General features: G+C 36.7%; 13 protein-coding genes. 11 read left to right on the plus strand and 2 right to left on the minus strand.

The features are described 5' to 3' along the window. The first annotated feature begins 89 nt into the window (after positions 1–89). The 6 genes from dapD (at position 90) to J3U14_RS03910 (ending at position 8917) form a co-directional block, all read left to right on the plus strand. Positions 90–914, plus strand: a complete 825-nt coding sequence (gene dapD, locus J3U14_RS03885) for a 2,3,4,5-tetrahydropyridine-2,6-dicarboxylate N-succinyltransferase (protein ID WP_267350535.1) — start codon at positions 90–92, stop codon at positions 912–914. A gap of 102 nt (positions 915–1016) precedes the next feature. Then, the gene (locus tag J3U14_RS03890) at positions 1017–1508 is read left to right on the plus strand and encodes a YajQ family cyclic di-GMP-binding protein (protein ID WP_267350533.1); all 492 of its coding nucleotides are present in this window, start codon (positions 1017–1019) and stop codon (positions 1506–1508) included. A gap of 225 nt (positions 1509–1733) precedes the next feature. Next, positions 1734–4007 (plus strand): beta-glucosidase BglX, encoded by a 2274-nt coding sequence (gene bglX, locus J3U14_RS03895; protein ID WP_416380136.1) that lies wholly within the window; start codon positions 1734–1736, stop codon positions 4005–4007. Positions 4008–4061: 54 nt separating this feature from the next. Then, the gene (locus tag J3U14_RS03900) at positions 4062–5756 is read left to right on the plus strand and encodes a sensor histidine kinase (protein ID WP_267350530.1); all 1695 of its coding nucleotides are present in this window, start codon (positions 4062–4064) and stop codon (positions 5754–5756) included. Then, positions 5756–6475: a two-component system response regulator BtsR gene (gene btsR / locus J3U14_RS03905; RefSeq protein ID WP_267350528.1), complete on the plus strand. Its 720-nt coding sequence runs from the start codon at positions 5756–5758 to the stop codon at positions 6473–6475. The genes J3U14_RS03900 and btsR overlap by 1 nt, the downstream gene beginning before the upstream one ends. A 291-nt stretch (positions 6476–6766) precedes the next feature. Continuing rightward, a complete protein-coding gene (locus J3U14_RS03910; protein ID WP_411589998.1) occupies positions 6767–8917 on the plus strand; it encodes a carbon starvation CstA family protein in 2151 nt (716 codons plus the stop codon). A 505-nt stretch (positions 8918–9422) separates the two neighbouring features. Here the strand turns inward: J3U14_RS03910 and J3U14_RS03915 are convergent. Next, positions 9423–9884 (minus strand): NfeD family protein, encoded by a 462-nt coding sequence (locus J3U14_RS03915; RefSeq protein WP_267350526.1) that lies wholly within the window; start codon positions 9882–9884, stop codon positions 9423–9425. 96 nt (positions 9885–9980) lie between these two features. After that, positions 9981–10898 carry an SPFH domain-containing protein gene (locus J3U14_RS03920; protein ID WP_065559539.1) on the minus strand — a complete coding sequence of 306 codons (918 nt, stop codon included), beginning with the start codon at positions 10896–10898 and terminating at the stop codon, positions 9981–9983. Positions 10899–11259: 361 nt separating this feature from the next. On the opposite strand from J3U14_RS03920, the gene J3U14_RS03925 reads away from it, so the two are divergent. From J3U14_RS03925 to trpA, 5 genes are read left to right on the plus strand one after another with little or no spacing between them, the layout of a single operon-like run. Then, entirely contained in the window at positions 11260–12822 is a 1563-nt protein-coding gene (locus J3U14_RS03925; RefSeq protein WP_267350525.1) for an anthranilate synthase component 1, read from the plus strand. Further along, the gene (gene trpD, locus J3U14_RS03930) at positions 12822–14453 is read left to right on the plus strand and encodes a bifunctional anthranilate synthase glutamate amidotransferase component TrpG/anthranilate phosphoribosyltransferase TrpD (protein ID WP_267350523.1); all 1632 of its coding nucleotides are present in this window, start codon (positions 12822–12824) and stop codon (positions 14451–14453) included. Before J3U14_RS03925 ends, trpD begins: the two co-directional genes overlap by 1 nt. 13 nt (positions 14454–14466) lie before the next feature. Further along, positions 14467–15849, plus strand: a complete 1383-nt coding sequence (trpCF, locus tag J3U14_RS03935; RefSeq protein WP_324169807.1) for a bifunctional indole-3-glycerol-phosphate synthase TrpC/phosphoribosylanthranilate isomerase TrpF — start codon at positions 14467–14469, stop codon at positions 15847–15849. A 22-nt stretch (positions 15850–15871) separates the two neighbouring features. After that, entirely contained in the window at positions 15872–17065 is a 1194-nt protein-coding gene (gene trpB / locus J3U14_RS03940; RefSeq protein ID WP_255556761.1) for a tryptophan synthase subunit beta, read from the plus strand. Beyond that, positions 17062–17868 (plus strand): tryptophan synthase subunit alpha, encoded by an 807-nt coding sequence (gene trpA, locus J3U14_RS03945; protein ID WP_267350520.1) that lies wholly within the window; start codon positions 17062–17064, stop codon positions 17866–17868. Before trpB ends, trpA begins: the two co-directional genes overlap by 4 nt. Positions 17869–18054: the final 186 nt, after the last annotated feature.

Consider the following 18054-nt stretch of genomic DNA (forward strand, 5'->3'; position numbering starts at 1 on the left):
CAAACCGCTTAAAAAGTGCCAGATATTATATTATACTGTCAATCCTGATTAAATTTGCCAACGGACTTAAAAGTTAAAGGAAACAAGAGATGCAACAATTACAAACTATTATTGACGCCGCATTTGAACGTCGTGCGGAAATCACACCATCAAATGCAGATGCTGTTACACGTGATGCAATTAATCAATGTATTCATCTATTAGATAGCGGAAAAATGCGTGTCGCTGAAAAAATTAATGGTGAGTGGGTCACCCATCAATGGTTGAAAAAAGCTGTATTGCTCTCGTTTCGTATTAACGAAAATCAGTTGATCAATGCTGGTCCAACTAATTATTACGATAAAGTGCCGTTAAAATTTGCTGACTATGATGAAGCTAGATTTGCGCAAGAGGGTTTTCGTGTTGTTCCGTCTGCCATTGCGCGTAAAGGGGCTTATGTCGCTCGTAACACCGTATTAATGCCATCTTATGTTAATATTGGTGCTTATGTTGATGAAGGAACAATGGTTGATACATGGGTTACAGTTGGTTCATGTGCCCAAATTGGTAAAAATGTTCATTTGTCTGGTGGTGTAGGTATTGGTGGAGTCTTAGAGCCATTACAAGCAAATCCAACGATTATTGAAGATAACTGCTTTATCGGTGCCCGTAGTGAAATTGTAGAAGGCGTGGTAGTTGAAGAGGGTTCGGTTATTTCAATGGGCGTATTTATTGGGCAAAGTACCAAAATTTATGATCGTGCAACCGGTGAAGTTCATTATGGTCGTGTGCCTGCAGGTTCTGTTGTTGTTTCCGGTAACTTACCAACTAAAGATGGTAAATATAGCCTTTATTGTGCCGTTATTGTTAAGAAAGTGGATGCCAAAACTTTAGGAAAAGTGGGTATCAATGAGTTACTTCGCACTATCGATTAATTTTTTAATCACACTTAAAAATGCCACTAACTAAGTGGCATATATCTTTGTATTTTTCTTAGAATTCTATTTATATTTTTAATCTTTTGAAGAGGAGAGTTTATGCCTTCTTTCGATATCGTATCAGAAATCCAAATGCCAGAAGTGAAAAATGGCGTCGAGAACGCGTCACGTGAATTGACCACACGCTGGGATTTTAAAAATGTTGAAGCTTCGTTTGAATTGAACGAAAAAAACGAGACAATTAAAGCCACCAGTCAATCTGAGTTTCAAGTTCAGCAACTTCTTGATATCTTACGAGATAAATTGGCTAAACGTGGTATTGATGGCGGTGCTTTAGACATTCCTGAAGAATTGGAGCATAGCGGTAAACTTTACAGTATCACTGTCAAACTGAAGCAAGGTATTGATAAAGAGTTAGCTAAAAAAATAGTGAAATTAATTAAAGATAGTAAAATTAAAGTTCAAGCTCAAGTTCAAGGTGATCAAGTTCGTGTAACTGGTAAGTCTCGTGATGATTTACAAGCGACAATGGCTTTAGTCAAGAATGGTGAATTAGGACAACCTTTTCAATTTACCAATTTTCGAGACTAAACAACGCTTAAATTTGCCGATAATGTTGTCGGCAAGTTTGCTTATTGAATATCCGGTCTTCATTTTAGCATAATCCTCATTTTTTCTTATTATTACTAAAAAATTTCACCATACTATCATAAAGTTGATTTTCACAAATTTAGTAAAGATTGAGATTTTTTTTAGCGATTCAGCTATTCTATTCTTATTTTAATCCTCACAACGACAGTGACAGCGAACCTAATGATGAAAAAATTAATCTTATTGTTATTCATGTGTCTCTTCTCTTCTTCTATTCTTGCGCAAAATGAAAATAGCGAGGATAAAAAAGCCTTTATTGATGCGCTATTATCAAAAATGACCATTGAACAGAAGGTTGGACAATTGCGTTTAATCAGTGTGGGCGGAGAACTCACACTCGATAAAGTCTTAGATCAAATTGAAGCTGGCGAAATTGGGGGGATATTTAATACTGTTGTCGAGCCTGACTTGTCACGAATGCAAGATCGTGCTTTAAATTCACCTAACAAGATCCCGTTATTATTAGGATTTGACATTGTGCATGGTCATCGCACTGTGTTTCCAATCAATTTAGGTATTGCCTCTACTTGGGATCGCCAAGCAATGGCTCTTGTCGCACAAGTTTCCGCTGATGAAGCTACTTCTGATGGACTTAATATTACTTGGGCTCCCATGGTTGATATTACCCGAGACCCACGATGGGGTAGAGTTTCTGAAGGTTTTGGTGAAGATCCTTATCTTACTTCAGAAGCTGGGCGGATTTTTGTTGAAAAAATGCAAAAGCCGTCTTTGGCGGAAAAAAATTCGTTGGTGACAACCGTTAAACACTTTGCGCTTTATGGTGCGGTTGAAGGTGGGCGAGAATACAATAGTACCGATATGAGTGAACGAAAAATGTTTCAAGAATATCTGGTTCCCTACAAAGCGGCAATAGATGCAGGAAGCCAAGCTATTATGGTATCGCTGGTTACGGTAAATGGTGTTCCGGCTACCGCAAATCATTGGCTTTTGACCGATGTGCTACGTCATCAATGGCATTTTAATGGCGTAGTCATTAGCGATCATGGTGCAATTCGGGAACTAATTAATCATGGTGTTGCCAGTGATGCCAAAGATGCTGTTCGCATTGCAATTAAAGCCGGTATTGATGTTAGTATGAATGATGAATATTTCCTTCAATTTATCCCCCAACTGGTCAAAGAAGGGGCATTGAGTGAAGATGATATTAACAATGCATGTCGACACGTGTTGTCGCTTAAATATGATATGGGATTGTTTCGTCACCCTCATCGTAATTTAGATCCAAACTTAGACATTGAAACGATGTTTGCTGATAATCGATTACATCGAAAAGAAGCCAGAGAAGTGGCACGACGCAGTATTGTGTTATTAAAAAATGATAATAAGGTTTTACCTTTATCTAAAGATCAAAAAATTGCGGTTATTGGTCCACTAGCAGACTCCAAACGCGATATATTAGGGAGTTGGTCGGGTGCAGGTCGAGCTAATTTAGCCGTGACTCCCTTGGAAGGCATTAATCACGCAATAAACAACCCCAAAAATGTCAGTTATGCATTGGGTGCTAATCTTTCGGATGATCCCGCACTATTTAAATTCTTAAATCTTTACGAAGTTACGGCAAAATTTGATGACAGACCTGTTGAAAAGATGATTAGTGAAGCGGTCGAATTAGCGAAAAATGCAGATGTTGTTGTCGCTTTCGTTGGTGAAGCGCAAGGAATGGCACATGAGTCGTCAAGTCGAACAGATATTTCCCTTCCTGAAAGTCAAAAAAGATTACTTCGAGCACTTAAAGCAACCGGTAAACCCCTTGTTATTGCTTTAATGAATGGTCGCCCGTTAACATTAGTCGATGAATTTCAACAAGCCGATGCGATGCTTGAAACATGGTTTTTAGGTACAGAAGGCGGTAATGCCATTGCTGATGTATTGTTTGGCGATTATAATCCGTCTGGAAAATTACCTATGTCATTTCCACGTAATGTTGGGCAGATACCTGTCTATTACAGCCATTTAAACACAGGTCGCCCACACGGAACGGAGAATATGGGGAAATACACGACATCTTATTTGGACAGTCCTAATGAACCTTTGTTCTCTTTTGGCTATGGACTAAGTTATACTGATTTCAACATCACTTTTTCTCTTTCAGCGACAGAAATGCAACAAAATGGTCAAATTATTGTGACAGCAATAGTTGAAAATACAGGAAACAGGGAAGGTACTCAAACCGTTCAACTTTACTTACAAGATGTGACTGCTTCGGTAAGTAGACCCGTTAAAGAACTAAAAGGCTTTGAGAGCATTACATTGAAAGCACATGAAAAAGGAGAAGTGCACTTTATTATTAAGCCTGAAATGTTAAAATTTTGGAATGACAAAATGCAATATGTGGCAGAGCCAGGTAAATTTAATGTGTTTATTGGCTCGGATTCAACTACACAAAACAAACAAACTTTTACTTTATTGAATAACTAAACTTTTTTATCCCATTAACCTTCGTTAGTGGGATAGGCTTAATAGATTTAAATTATGCTTGAATTCGATCTAATTTTACAACTTTTACAACAGATGTGTGTTTATTTGGTTATTGCCTATTTACTAAGTAAAACCCCAATTGTTATTCCGCTCATGCAAGTCACAGTGCATTTACCGCATAAATTAGTTTGCTATTTTATCTTCTCACTGTTTTGTATTATGGGGAGCTATTTTGGACTTCACATTGAAGATACTATTGCAAATACCCGTGCTATCGGGGCGATCTTAGGTGGTCTTCTTGGTGGTCCTATGGTTGGTTTTTTAGTCGGTGTGACAGGGGGAATTCACCGCTATACATTGGGGGGAATAACGGCTGAAAGTTGTATGTTATCGACTATATTAATTGGGCTAATCAGTGGGTTATTACATTACGCGTTAATGAAAAAAGGTCGGGTTGATCTTATCTATAATCCTTTGTTAGTCGGTGTGCTGGGTTTATTGGTCGAATCGCTTGAAATGATTTTAGTATTATTAATTTCACGTCCTTTTGATACTGTTTTACATGCGGTAAAAAGTATTGCAGCGCCCATGATTATCGCCAATAGTATTGGTTCAGCGATGTTTATGCGAATTTTATTGGATCGACGAGCTATTTTCGAACGCTATACCTCGGCTTTTTCGGCAAAAGCATTACAAATTGCAGTGAGCACTGAAGGGCTGTTACGTGATGGTTTCAATCAAGAAAATAGTACAAAAGTGGCAGAAATTATTTATCAAGAGTTGGATATTGGTGCGGTTTCCATTACAGACAGAGAAAAAATCTTGGCTTTTATTGGAATTGGAGATGATCACCATTTACCGGGTACACTGATCACGTCAAATAGTACTTTAGAAGCTATTGAAAAAAATGAAGTACAATATCTGGATGGCGCACATTTACCGTATCAATGTTCAATTAATAAAAATTGCCGTCTTGGATCAACGCTGGTAATTCCACTGCGAGGTGAAAATAATACTGTTGTTGGTACGATCAAATTATATGAGGCAAAAAATACTTTATTTAGTTCAATCAATCGAACATTAGGGGAAGGGATAGCCAGTTTATTATCGGCACAAATATTAGCGGGTCAAAATGAGCATTACAAACAATTATTGTCTAAAACCGAAATTAAGTTATTACACGCTCAAGTTAATCCACATTTCTTATTTAATGCCTTAAATACGCTAGTCGCGGTTATTCGGCGTGATAAAGTGCAAGCATCTGAGCTGGTGCAAAATCTATCAACTTTTTTTCGAAAAAATCTAAAAAGAACGGACGAAATAGTTACGCTCAAAGATGAAATAGAGCATGTTAATTCTTATTTACAAATTGAAAAAATGCGTTTTATGGATCAACTCACGCTTGATATTCATATCCCAGCAGATTTAGAAAATGCTCGTCTTCCTGCATTTTCATTGCAACCAATCGTTGAAAATGCCATAAAACATGGTACTTCCCAATTGATTGGTGAAGGAAAAGTGAGTATAAATGCTTATACAAAAGATTTAACATTGTATTTAGAAGTCATCGATAATGCGGGTAATTATCGAGAAAATAAAAAAGATATGAAAGGATTAGGACTAAATTTAGTCGATAAAAGAATTCATATTCGTTATGGTGAAAGATATGGTTTAGCGATTTTCTGTCAACCTGACGAATATACGAAAGTGATATTATCACTACCATTGCAAGAGGATGTAATTAGTTAATGTTAAATGTTATTATTGTGGATGATGAACTCCCTGCACGTGAAAATTTACGTTGTTTGCTCGAAAAAGATCCCGATGTTGCTATTATTGCTGAGTGTCATAATGCAATGGAAGCAATCAGTAAAATACACCGCCTACAACCTGACGTAGTATTTTTAGATATACATATGCCCAAAATAAATGGGTTTGAAATGTTATCGATGCTTGATCCCCAGACGATGCCTAGCATTGTCTTTTTAACTGCATACAGTGAATTTGCCGTTAAAGCTTTTGAAGAACAAGCCTTTGATTATTTACTTAAACCGGTAGAACAAGACCGTCTCAATAAAACACTATGCCGTTTACATCAACATCAATTACCTAATAATCTAAAGCATTTAGATATAGTTAATCAAAATTTAGATTATATCCCTTGTGTTGGTCATAACCGTATCTATTTATTAAATTTAGATGATGTATTTTATATCGCTTCAAAAATAAGTGGTATCTATGTATTTAATCAAAATAATGATGAATATTTTACTGAGTTAACTTTAAAGACATTAGAAGATAAAACCCCTCTTATTCGATGTCACAGACAATACTTAGTTAATTTAAAAAAACTCAAAGAGATTCGCTTTAATGAATCAACGGGCGTAAGTATTATTTTAAATAACGATATTTCAGTCCCTGTTAGTCGTCGATATCTAAAATCACTCAAAGAAATGTTAGGATTATGATTTCAATTATCGATTTATGTAAATTTTATTAAACCGCTCATTGACTGATTTTAACCACTCATTGTTGCCATTCAACCTATGGCTTAAATAGCGATACCATTCTTATCAACAAAAATTTACTATAAGCTTGATATATAAGTCACAAAGGTATACTCAAAACCATAAAATAGGTAAGGAATAGTGGAAGATAATAAAAAATTGTTTTTTATTTATCCAAACACCAAGCCAAATAGCATTTTAATGGTGTTAAGTATCGTTTTTATAATCTTAAAACCCAAAAAGAGAATCATTATGAATAATAAAATATTAAAGCATATTCCTTGGGTCATTCTTGCTTTTGTTGGTGCATGCTGTCTAGCAGTTGTTGCATTACGGCGAGGTGAACACATCAGTGCATTATGGATTGTTGCTGCTGCTGTATCTGTATATTTAGTTGCTTATCGATATTATAGCCTTTATATCGCTAATAAGGTTATGCGATTAGATCCTACTCGAGCAACGCCTGCTGTCATTAATAACGACGGACTAAATTATGTTCCAACCAATAAATATGTTTTATTTGGTCACCATTTTGCTGCTATAGCTGGTGCAGGTCCACTAGTTGGTCCCGTTCTTGCTGCACAAGTTGGTTATTTGCCTGGTACACTTTGGCTACTTGCTGGTGTTGTTTTTGCTGGCGCCGTACAAGATTTTATGGTGCTTTTCCTTTCATCTCGCCGTAATGGTTCTTCACTGGGTGAAATGATTAAAAGCGAGATGGGGCCAATTCCTGGTGCTATTGCCTTATTTGGTTGCTTTTTGATTATGCTTATCATTTTAGCGGTTTTAGCGTTAATTGTTGTGAAAGCATTAGCAGAAAGTCCTTGGGGTGTTTTCACGGTGTGTTCAACCGTACCCATTGCGCTGTTTATGGGTATCTATATGCGATTTTTAAGACCCGGTCGAGTTCTTGAAATCTCAGTCATTGGTATTGTTTTACTTATATTATCCATTTGGTTTGGGGGCGTTATTGCTCACGATCCTTACTGGGGACCAGCGTTAACATTTAAAGACACAACGATCACTTATGTGCTAGTCGGTTATGCCTTTATCTCTGCGATGTTACCTGTATGGTTAATATTGGCACCACGTGATTATTTAGCGACGTTTCTGAAAATTGGCGTCATTGTTGGTTTAGCAATAGGAATAGTCATATTAAATCCTGATTTAAAAATGCCAGATGTAACACAATATGTTGATGGGACTGGTCCTGTTTGGAAGGGATCATTATTTCCATTCTTATTTATTACGATAGCTTGTGGTGCGGTTTCTGGATTCCATGCGCTTATTTCTTCTGGTACCACACCTAAATTATTAGCTAACGAAAAAGACGCACGCTTTATCGGATATGGTGCAATGTTAATGGAGTCATTTGTCGCCATAATGGCGTTAGTAGCAGCTTCAATTATTGAGCCTGGTCTCTATTTTGCGATGAATACTCCGCCAGCAGGATTAGGGATTACAATGCCTGATTTGCATAAATTGGGGACTGATGATGCACCAATGATAATGGCGCAATTAAAAGATGTCACCGTTCATGCAGCTGCGACAGTGAGTTCATGGGGCTTTGTGATCTCTCCTGAGCAAATCCTACAAACCGCCAAAGACATAGGTGAACCGTCCGTCTTGAATCGTGCAGGTGGTGCACCAACGCTAGCGGTAGGGATTGCTTATGTATTCAACCAAATATTACCAGGAGCGAATATGGGCTTTTGGTATCATTTCGGTATTTTGTTTGAAGCCCTATTTATTTTAACGGCGCTTGATGCAGGAACACGTTCAGGTCGATTTATGTTACAAGATTTATTAGGTAATTTTGTACCGTTCTTGAAAAAAACAGACTCACTTATCGCCGGCTTTATTGGTACGCTGGGGTGTGTAGGATTATGGGGATATCTCCTCTATCAAGGCGTTGTTGACCCATTAGGTGGTGTGAAGAGCTTATGGCCACTATTCGGTATATCTAATCAAATGTTAGCTGCTGTCGCGCTGATTTTAGCAACAGTCGTATTGATTAAAATGAAACGTGCGCAATACATTTGGGTCACGATCATTCCGGCAATTTGGTTGTTAATCTGTACAACATGGGCATTAGGTCTAAAATTATTCAGTGATAATCCTCAATTAGAAGGCTTCTTCTATTTAGCTAATGAATATAAACGTCAAATTGCTGAAGGTAGTAAAGAGTTAACTGCTCAACAAATTGATAATATGCATCATATTATTATCAATAATTATACCAATGCAGGATTAAGTATTTTATTCTTACTTGTGGTATACACGATTATCTTCTTTGGTATTAAAACCGCCCTTAAAGTTCGCAACAATAAACAAAGAACAGATAAAGAAACCGCTTATGTTCCTATACCAGAAGGTGGTGTTAAAACTTCTATGTCACATTAAGTGGTCTGGAGCGAGATGTCATAGTGATATTGCCTCTCGATAGTAAACTCCAATTATTTTAGTTAAAGCTCAACAATGTGACATTGTTGGGCTTTTCTATGTTTGTCATGAAAAAAATGCTTCCAATATTATAAGGTTTGTTAAATTAAAAAAATTAGCGTTGTCGGCATAACTCTCTATATGTCATTACCAGTGTGATAGCATATCGCATCGATAAGTCAAACGAAGGTGAACAATTTATCGTCACTGTTATAACAAATATTTACGGTTTATTAACTAAAAAAATTAGCCAATAATGATTATTGGCTAATAGGATAAATGAATGTTAAGATTAATAGTATCGAATCAATGATACTGCTTTGTTACACAATAAAGATTGCATAAATTTTGGTGCATTTTGGGTATCATCTTTCCATATGTAAATCTTATTTTCTTTACAAATTTCAATCATCTTCTCAATGTCATTTTTCTGATATTTGTTTTTCAAATATGATATGAAAACATTTTAAATGATAGGTTCAACACTTAAAATTATTCCATCGACAGAAGTAACAATAACGGATTGACCTACTGGTAAATCTTGATTACATCTAGCTGACCATGTGCCATCTTTAATTTTAACTCGACCAGTACCATTAATAATTGCATCAGTGACAACGGTTTTAATACCAATTAAGTCTTGTTGAGGTTGATTAATTTGGTTTTTACTTGAACGATGTTTTCCTTTGCTTTTAAGCCAGACATACCAGAGATAAACAGAAACGACCGTAAAAATTGAAAATAAGAACCATAAAGTTGGCCAAGATAATGGAATTACCCAAGCTATTATTCCCACACAAATGGCTGAAATTCCACACCAAAGTGCATATCCACCTATACCCAATAATTCGGCAATCAGAAAAATAACGCCTAAGGCAATGAAAATCCATTGAGGAGAGTTATAAATAACTGTAAAAAAATCAGCCATTATTTTTTACCTTTCATTTTATAAAAATTAAAATAATGCCTCTGATTTAGCACTGTGTAAATTCGCTAAATTAGAGGCATAAATATCGAAAAATTATTATGAATTAGTTTTTGATTCTTTAATTAATTCTGCAATACCACCAATACTGCCGATTAAATTAGATGCATCAAGTGGCATCATAATAACTTTACTGTTATCTGATGAACCGATTTGTTGTAATGCTTCGGTATATTTTTGGGCAACGAAGTAGTTAATCGCATTAATATTCCCGGCAGCAATTGCTTGGGACACCATTTGTGTCGCTTTTGCTTCAGCTTCAGCGGCACGTTCACGCGCTTCAGCTTGTAAGAATGCGGCTTCTCTTTCACCTTCAGCTTTCAAAATTTCAGATTGTTTTTCACCTTCAGAACGTAAAATAGCCGCTTGACGCACCCCTTCTGCTTCAAGAATTTCAGCACGCTTATTACGTTCTGCTTTCATTTGAGCATTCATAGCTGCAATTAATTCAGCAGGTGGACGAACGTCACGAATTTCAATACGGGTAATTTTAATCCCCCAAGGGCTAGTTGCATCATCGACAATACCCAATAATTTTGAGTTAATATGATCACGTTGTGATAACATTTCATCAAGTTCCATACTACCCAGTACAGTACGTATATTGGTCATCATTAAGTTAATCACAGCACGCTCTAATTGATTAACTTGATAAGCGGCTCTTGCTGCATCTTGTACTTGGATAAAACAAACCGCATCAATTTGCACATTCGCATTATCTTTTGAAATTACTTCTTGTGATGGAATATCAAGCACTTGTTCCATCATATTAATTTTTCGTCCCACACCATCCATAAATGGAATAATGATATTTAATCCGGGTTCAAGAGTATGGGTATATTTACCAAAGCGCTCTATAGTATATTGAAAACCTTGCGGAACAATAGTAATGGCTTTTAATACAGTAATTAAAGCAAGTATAACGATAACGCCAATAACGATGTAAAAAGTAGGCATAGACAACATTTCCTTAGTAATTAGAATTCGGGGCTATTTTAATGATAAATTTCTAATTTGACTAGTTATTATTAACTTATTTATATTAAAACGATTATCGATACTTTACTTAAATTTAATTGTTGACAACACACTAATGAACTAGTTTAATAGTACAAAATATATTAAACAGATAATGATGATGACATTACAGTACTTATACCTAGTTATTTATTCATTCATAGGCTTTGGTCGGTGGCACATTAGCTATTTCGGGTGATGTGATTATCTGTTTTTTTCATAAACCCGCTTAAAGCGGGTTTTTTAGTTTTGAATTAATGATAAAAAAATTAAATAAAAATTTGATAATAGTGAGTCGACAATGAATAAGCCAACTTTAACCCAGCTAACTAAAACTATTTGTTATCATCAAGATCCGACGTTAGTATTTAACCAATTATGTGAAAATCGTCCTGCAACGTTATTGCTCGAATCGGCTGAAATTGATAATAAGCAAGGTATTAAAAGTGTCATGATTGTTGATAGTGCATTACGTATCTCGGCAATAAACACGCAAGTGACTTTTGAAGCCTTGACCACTAATGGTGAAAAGTTGTTACCTTTATTGCACCATGCTTTTGACGAAAAGGTCATTAAAATATTCGATCATTCCCAAAAATTAACCTTGAGTTTTCCAACGATTGATAGCCTGCAAGATGAGGATTCTCGTTTAAAGTCGCTATCGATTTTCGATGCGTTAAGAACTTTACTTAAAATAGTAAATATCCCTGAACAAAGTAGCTCGGATGTCATATTTGTTGGTGGGTTATTTTGTTATGACTTGGTGGCAGGATTTGAAAACTTACCTATTTTACCAACAGAACAACGTTGCCAAGATTTTTGTTTCTATTTAGCGGAAACTCTATTAGAAATTAATCATCAAGATCATGTATCAATTTTGAAGGCTACCGCTTTTACGTCAGATCAGATTGAAATATCTCGCTTAACTCATCGTTTAGCTGAATTAGATGTGAGATTAAGCAAGCCGATGAAACCAATTCAAACTCAATCACTGGCAAGCATTGATGTTACGTGTAATAAAAGTGATGACGATTTCAACACGGTTGTAAAAAAAATGCAAGATGCTATCCAACAAGGCGAAATTTTTCAGGCAGTGCCTTCCAGACGTTTTACGTTACCTTGTCCAGCCCCATTATCGGCTTATCAAGTGCTAAAAAATAACAATCCAAGTCCATATATGTTTTATATGCAAGATCGTGATTTTGTCTTGTTTGGGGCATCACCTGAAAGCGCGCTTAAATATACTAAAGTGACAAATCAAGTTGAAATCTACCCGATTGCTGGTACTCGCCCTCGAGGATTAACGGCGAATGGTGAAATTGATTATGATTTAGACAGTCGATTAGAACTTGATATGCGTACCGATAAGAAAGAGTTAGCAGAACATTTAATGTTAGTTGACTTAGCCCGTAATGATTTAGCGCGTATATGTCAACCCGGTACTCGCTATACTAAAGAATTATTAAAAGTTGATCGTTACTCTTTTGTTATGCATTTGGTATCAAGAGTGGTGGGACAATTAAGACATGATTTGGATGCCTTACATGCTTATCAAGCAACAATGAATATGGGAACGTTAACGGGAGCGCCGAAAGTTCGAGCCATGCAATTAATTGCTGAATCGGAAAAAATTAAACGAGGTAGTTACGGTGGAGCGGTTGGATATTTTACCGCCAATGGCGATTTGGATACTTGCATAGTCATTCGTAGTGCCTACGTGGAAGCAGGAATTGCAACCGTTCAAGCAGGTGGGGGGGTAGTGTTAGATTCAGAACCACAATTTGAGTCTGATGAGTCACGTAATAAAGCTCGTGCCGTTGTTCGTGCGATTATGGCAGCACATCATGTAGAAGGTGTATTTTAATGGCTAATATTTTATTTATTGATAATGTTGATTCCTTTACTTATAACTTAGTCGATCAACTGCGTAATAGCAAACATTGTGTCACTGTTTATCGTAATACGATTCCAGCCGACGTCATTATTGAAAAATTATCTCAAATGCAAAATCCTATTTTAATGCTATCACCAGGTCCCGGTACGCCAAGCGAAGCAGGATGCATGCCAGAACTACTTAAGCGTCTGAAAGGAAAATTGCCAATAATTGGTATCTGTCTTGGTCATCAAGCAATTGTCGAGTCCTATGGGGGAAGTATTGTACCAGCAGGTGATATCTTACATGGTAAAGCATCGCTTATTGAACACGATGAACAAGCTATGTTTAAAGGGTTACCCAACCCACTACCTGTTGCTCGATACCATTCATTAAAAGGCGAAAATATTCCAAATACACTCACCATTAATGCACTTTGTAATAATATTGTAATGGCGGTGCGCAATGATCATGATCGGGTTTATGGCTTTCAATTTCACCCCGAATCAATTTTAACGATTCAAGGTCTAAAATTGTTAGAACAAACGATTGAGTGGGCACTCAATCCACCACAATCAGAGTCACAATCGAAACCTGAGGCCATTATTGATAAACAAGAATACAACATTCAACCTATTATTAATAAATTGTATTTAGGACAAACATTAACCCAAAATGAGAGTAAAATTCTATTTAATCTTATTATTCAAGGCAAAATTGAACCAACCGTTTTAGCAACTGCGGTGATTAGCATGAAAGTAAGGGGTGAAAAACCTGATGAAATTGCTGGCGCTGCTCAAGCCTTGCTGGAAAATGCGGATAGTTTTGATATTCCCGATTATGACTTTACCGATATTGTGGGAACCGGTGGCGATGGCACCAATAGTATTAATATCTCCACAGCAAGCGCTTTTGTTGCAGCAGCATTAGGCTATAAAGTGGCTAAGCATGGTAATCGTGGTGTATCAAGTAAATCGGGATCGTCCGATGTATTATCCGCTTTAGGGATAAAGTTAAATATGCCTGCGGAAGCATCTCGTAAAGCATTAGATGAATTGGGGGTCTGTTTTTTATTTGCTCAACAATATCATTCAGGCTTTCGTCATGCTGCGCCCGTACGTCAGCAATTAAAAACAAGGACTATTTTCAATGTGCTTGGGCCGTTGATAAATCCGTCCAGACCTAAACGTATTTTATTAGGAGTTTATCATCCCGATTTAATTAAACCGATTGCTGAAACGCTAAAAATGCTAGGTTATACTCATGCTTACGTGGTACATGGATCTGGAATGGATGAAGTTGCTATTCATGGTGAAACCCAAGTGGCTGAAATTCGAAATGGCAATATTCGTTATTTTACTTTGACACCACAAGATTTTGGGCTAAAACAGTATACCTTAAAAGACATTGAAGGCGGTACACCTGAGATGAATCGTGATATGTTAATAGCCATTTTACAAGGTCATGGTAAACCGGCGCATGAAGCAGCCATTGCTGCTAATGTCGCCATGTTAATGAGCCTGTTTGGTCAGTCAGATTTAAAACAAAATGCGCAGCAAGCAATTGATATGATGCATAGTGGCAAAGCCTATACGCTGTTACAACAATTAGCAGCAAGGTAAAATGGAGAGTAACATGGTTGTAAATACATTAACCGAAAATGTTGAAATGGCGACTGTTTTAAAACAGATCATTGATGATAAAAAGCAATGGCTAATCGAACAAAAAAAACAAAAACCACTAGACACATTTCAATCAGAAATTAAACCAAGTGATCGTGATTTTTATCAAGCCTTAAATCAGCCTAAAACGGTGTTTATTTTAGAGTGTAAAAAAGCGTCACCTTCAAAAGGCTTAATTCGTAACGATTTTGATCCAGCGAGTATTGCTAAAGTCTATAAAGATTATGCTTCGGCTATTTCTGTACTGACTGATGAAAAATACTTTCAAGGTCGTTTTGAATTTTTGCCAATTGTTCGCAACGAAGTGACACAACCCGTTCTATGTAAAGATTTTATTATTGACGAATACCAAATCTATTTAGCGCGTTATTATCAAGCAGATGCTATTTTATTAATGCTATCTGTTGTTACCGATGATGAATATCGTCATTTAAGTCAGATTGCTCATCAACTTAATATGGGTGTACTAACTGAAGCGAGTACTGAAAAAGAAGTCGAACGAGCCATTGAACTTGGTGCTAAAGTCATCGGTATAAATAATCGTAATTTACGTGATTTAAGTGTCGATTTAAATCGGGTCAAGAATTTGTCTAAAACAATTCCGACGGATCGCATCATTATCAGTGAATCAGGTATATACACCCATAATCAGGTGAAAGAACTCAGTCAATTTGCTAATGGTTTTTTAATTGGAAGTGCATTAATGTCGGAATCTAACTTAGCGATAGCGATTCGAAAAGTTATGCTAGGTGAAAATAAAGTATGTGGTTTGACGCGAACAGAAGATGCTGTTGCGGCTTATCAAGCTGGCGCTGTTTATGGTGGATTAATTTTTGTCCCCCAATCACCACGCTATATTTCACCCATTAAAGCGCGTTCGCTTATGTCAGTGGCTCCACTTAATTGGGTTGGTGTGTTTAAAAATGAAGACATCGAGCAAGTAAGTCAAATTGCCAAACAATTATCACTTTATGCCGTTCAATTACATGGCGATGAAAACGAAGAGTATTTACAAACCTTACGTCAACAGCTGCCTCAATCCTGTCAAATCTGGAAAGCGCTAAGTATTAGCGATGTCATCCCAGAACATCATCATCCGCTAATTAGTCGCTATATCTTTGATCATGGAGCAGGGGGAACAGGACAACGTTTTGATTGGTCATTACTAAATGGACTGGATTTAAATAATGTGATTTTAGCGGGTGGTATAAATCCACAAAATGTCAAATCTGCATTAGCCACTAAAGTTATTGGCGTTGATATTAATTCCGGTGTGGAAATGTCTGCTGGAATTAAAGATAAACAGAAAATTAAAGCCGTATTTGAACAAATTTAATTAATTTTAAAAAGGAATGGTTATGTCTAAATTAAATCCTTATTTTGGTGAATTTGGCGGGCAATATGTCCCTCAAATATTGATGCCTGTACTTGAACAACTTGAGGATGCTTTTATCTCTGCGATCAACGATCCCAGCTTCCAAAAAGAGTTTAACGATTTGTTAGTTAACTATGCAGGTCGACCTACAGCACTCACATTATGTAAAAATTTAACGGCGGGTACGAAAACTAAACTCTATTTAAAACGAGAAGATCTTGTGCATGGTGGGGCACACAAAACAAATCAAGTATTAGGGCAAGCTTTACTAGCCAAAAGAATGGGAAAAACGGAAATAATCGCCGAAACCGGTGCAGGGCAACATGGCGTTGCATCGGCTTTAGCATGCGCACTATTAGGTCTAAAATGCCGCATTTATATGGGGGCAAAAGATGTTAAGCGCCAAGCACCCAATGTCTTTAGAATGCGTTTAATGGGCGCAACAGTCATTCCTGTTGAAACGGGTTCTGCAACATTGAAAGATGCTTGTAACGAAGCATTACGAGACTGGTCAGGTAGTTATGAAAAAGCACATTATATGTTAGGCACAGCTGCCGGACCGCATCCGTTTCCGACCATTGTCCGAGAGTTTCAACAAATGATCAGCCGTGAAGCAAAACAGCAAATTTTAGAAAAAGAAGGTCGCTTGCCTGATGCTGTCATTGCTTGTGTTGGAGGGGGGTCAAACGCTATTGGAATGTTTGCCAATTTTATTGAAGATAAATCGGTCAGATTAATTGGTGTTGAACCGGGTGGTCATGGTATTGAAAGTGGCGAGCATGGCGCATCATTAAAACATGGTAAACTAGGCATTTATTTTGGGATGAAATCGCCAATGATGCAAACTGATGAAGGACAAATTGAAGAATCTTACTCGATATCTGCGGGTTTGGATTTTCCGTCGGTAGGGCCTCAACATGCATATTTAGACAGTATTGGACGGGCTGATTATGTATCGATTACTGATGACGAAGCATTAGCGGCCTTTAAAGCTCTATCACGTAGTGAAGGCATAATCCCCGCATTAGAGTCATCGCATGCCTTAGCGTACGCTATTAAGATGATCAAAGAAAATCCAAACAAAGAACAGTTATTAATTGTCAATTTATCTGGTCGTGGCGATAAAGATATCTTTACTGTTTATGATATTTTAAAAGCAAAAGGAGAAGTCGAATGAGCCGCTATCAAAAACTATTTGATAAGTTAAAGCAAGAAAAACGAGGTGCATTTGTTCCTTTTGTTCCCGTTGGTGATCCCAATCCAAAGCTCTCATTACAAATAATTCAAACATTAATTGATGCGGGTGCTGATGCGTTGGAACTTGGTATTCCATTTTCAGATCCTATGGCGGATGGTCCCACCATTCAAAACGCCAATATACGAGCATTTCAAGGCGGTATCACCGTTGATAAATGCTTTGAAATTTTAACCAAAATTCGACATGATAATACTCATATTCCTATTGGATTACTCATCTATGCTAACTTAGTGTTCAAAAATGGTATTGATAACTTCTATGCCAAGTGCGCTAAAGCAGGGATAGATTCAGTATTGATTGCAGATTTACCTGTTGAGTATGCGCAAGAGTTTATAGGCTCAGCTGAAAAAAATGGTATTGCCCCTATATTTATTTGTCCACCTAATGCCGATGATGAAGTGATTAAAAATATTGCTAAATATGGTAAAGGGTATACTTATTTGGTGTCTCGCGCTGGTGTTACAGGAACTGAAAATCGTGCCAATAAACCCCTTACCCATTTATTGAAAAAACTCATTGAATTTAATGCACCTCCTGCTATTCAAGGATTTGGTATATCTGATCCTAACCAAGTAAGTGAAGCAATTAAATCGGGAGCAGCGGGAGCAATTGCTGGTTCTGCGACAGTCAAAATTATTGAGCAACATTTGGATAACCCTCAAAAAATGTTGCATGAATTAGCTATTTTTGTCAATAAAATGAAAAATGCAACTATAAAATAGCCTCCAAAAATCGTTATTTAATATTAATCACAAAAACACGTTTTTCCGCTGAAAAATCAGCGGAAATCCTTATGATTTCATTAGAAAATATTATAATGTAATTTAATGTGAGTAATTAAAAAAATAAGACAAAATGACTATCTGAAATATTTCAATAACTTCAAGTAAAACTGTTAAAAAAGCGTG

It is taken from the genome of Gilliamella sp. B3801, assembly GCF_026536645.1.
Classification (GTDB): Bacteria; Pseudomonadota; Gammaproteobacteria; order Enterobacterales; family Orbaceae; genus Gilliamella; species Gilliamella apicola_I.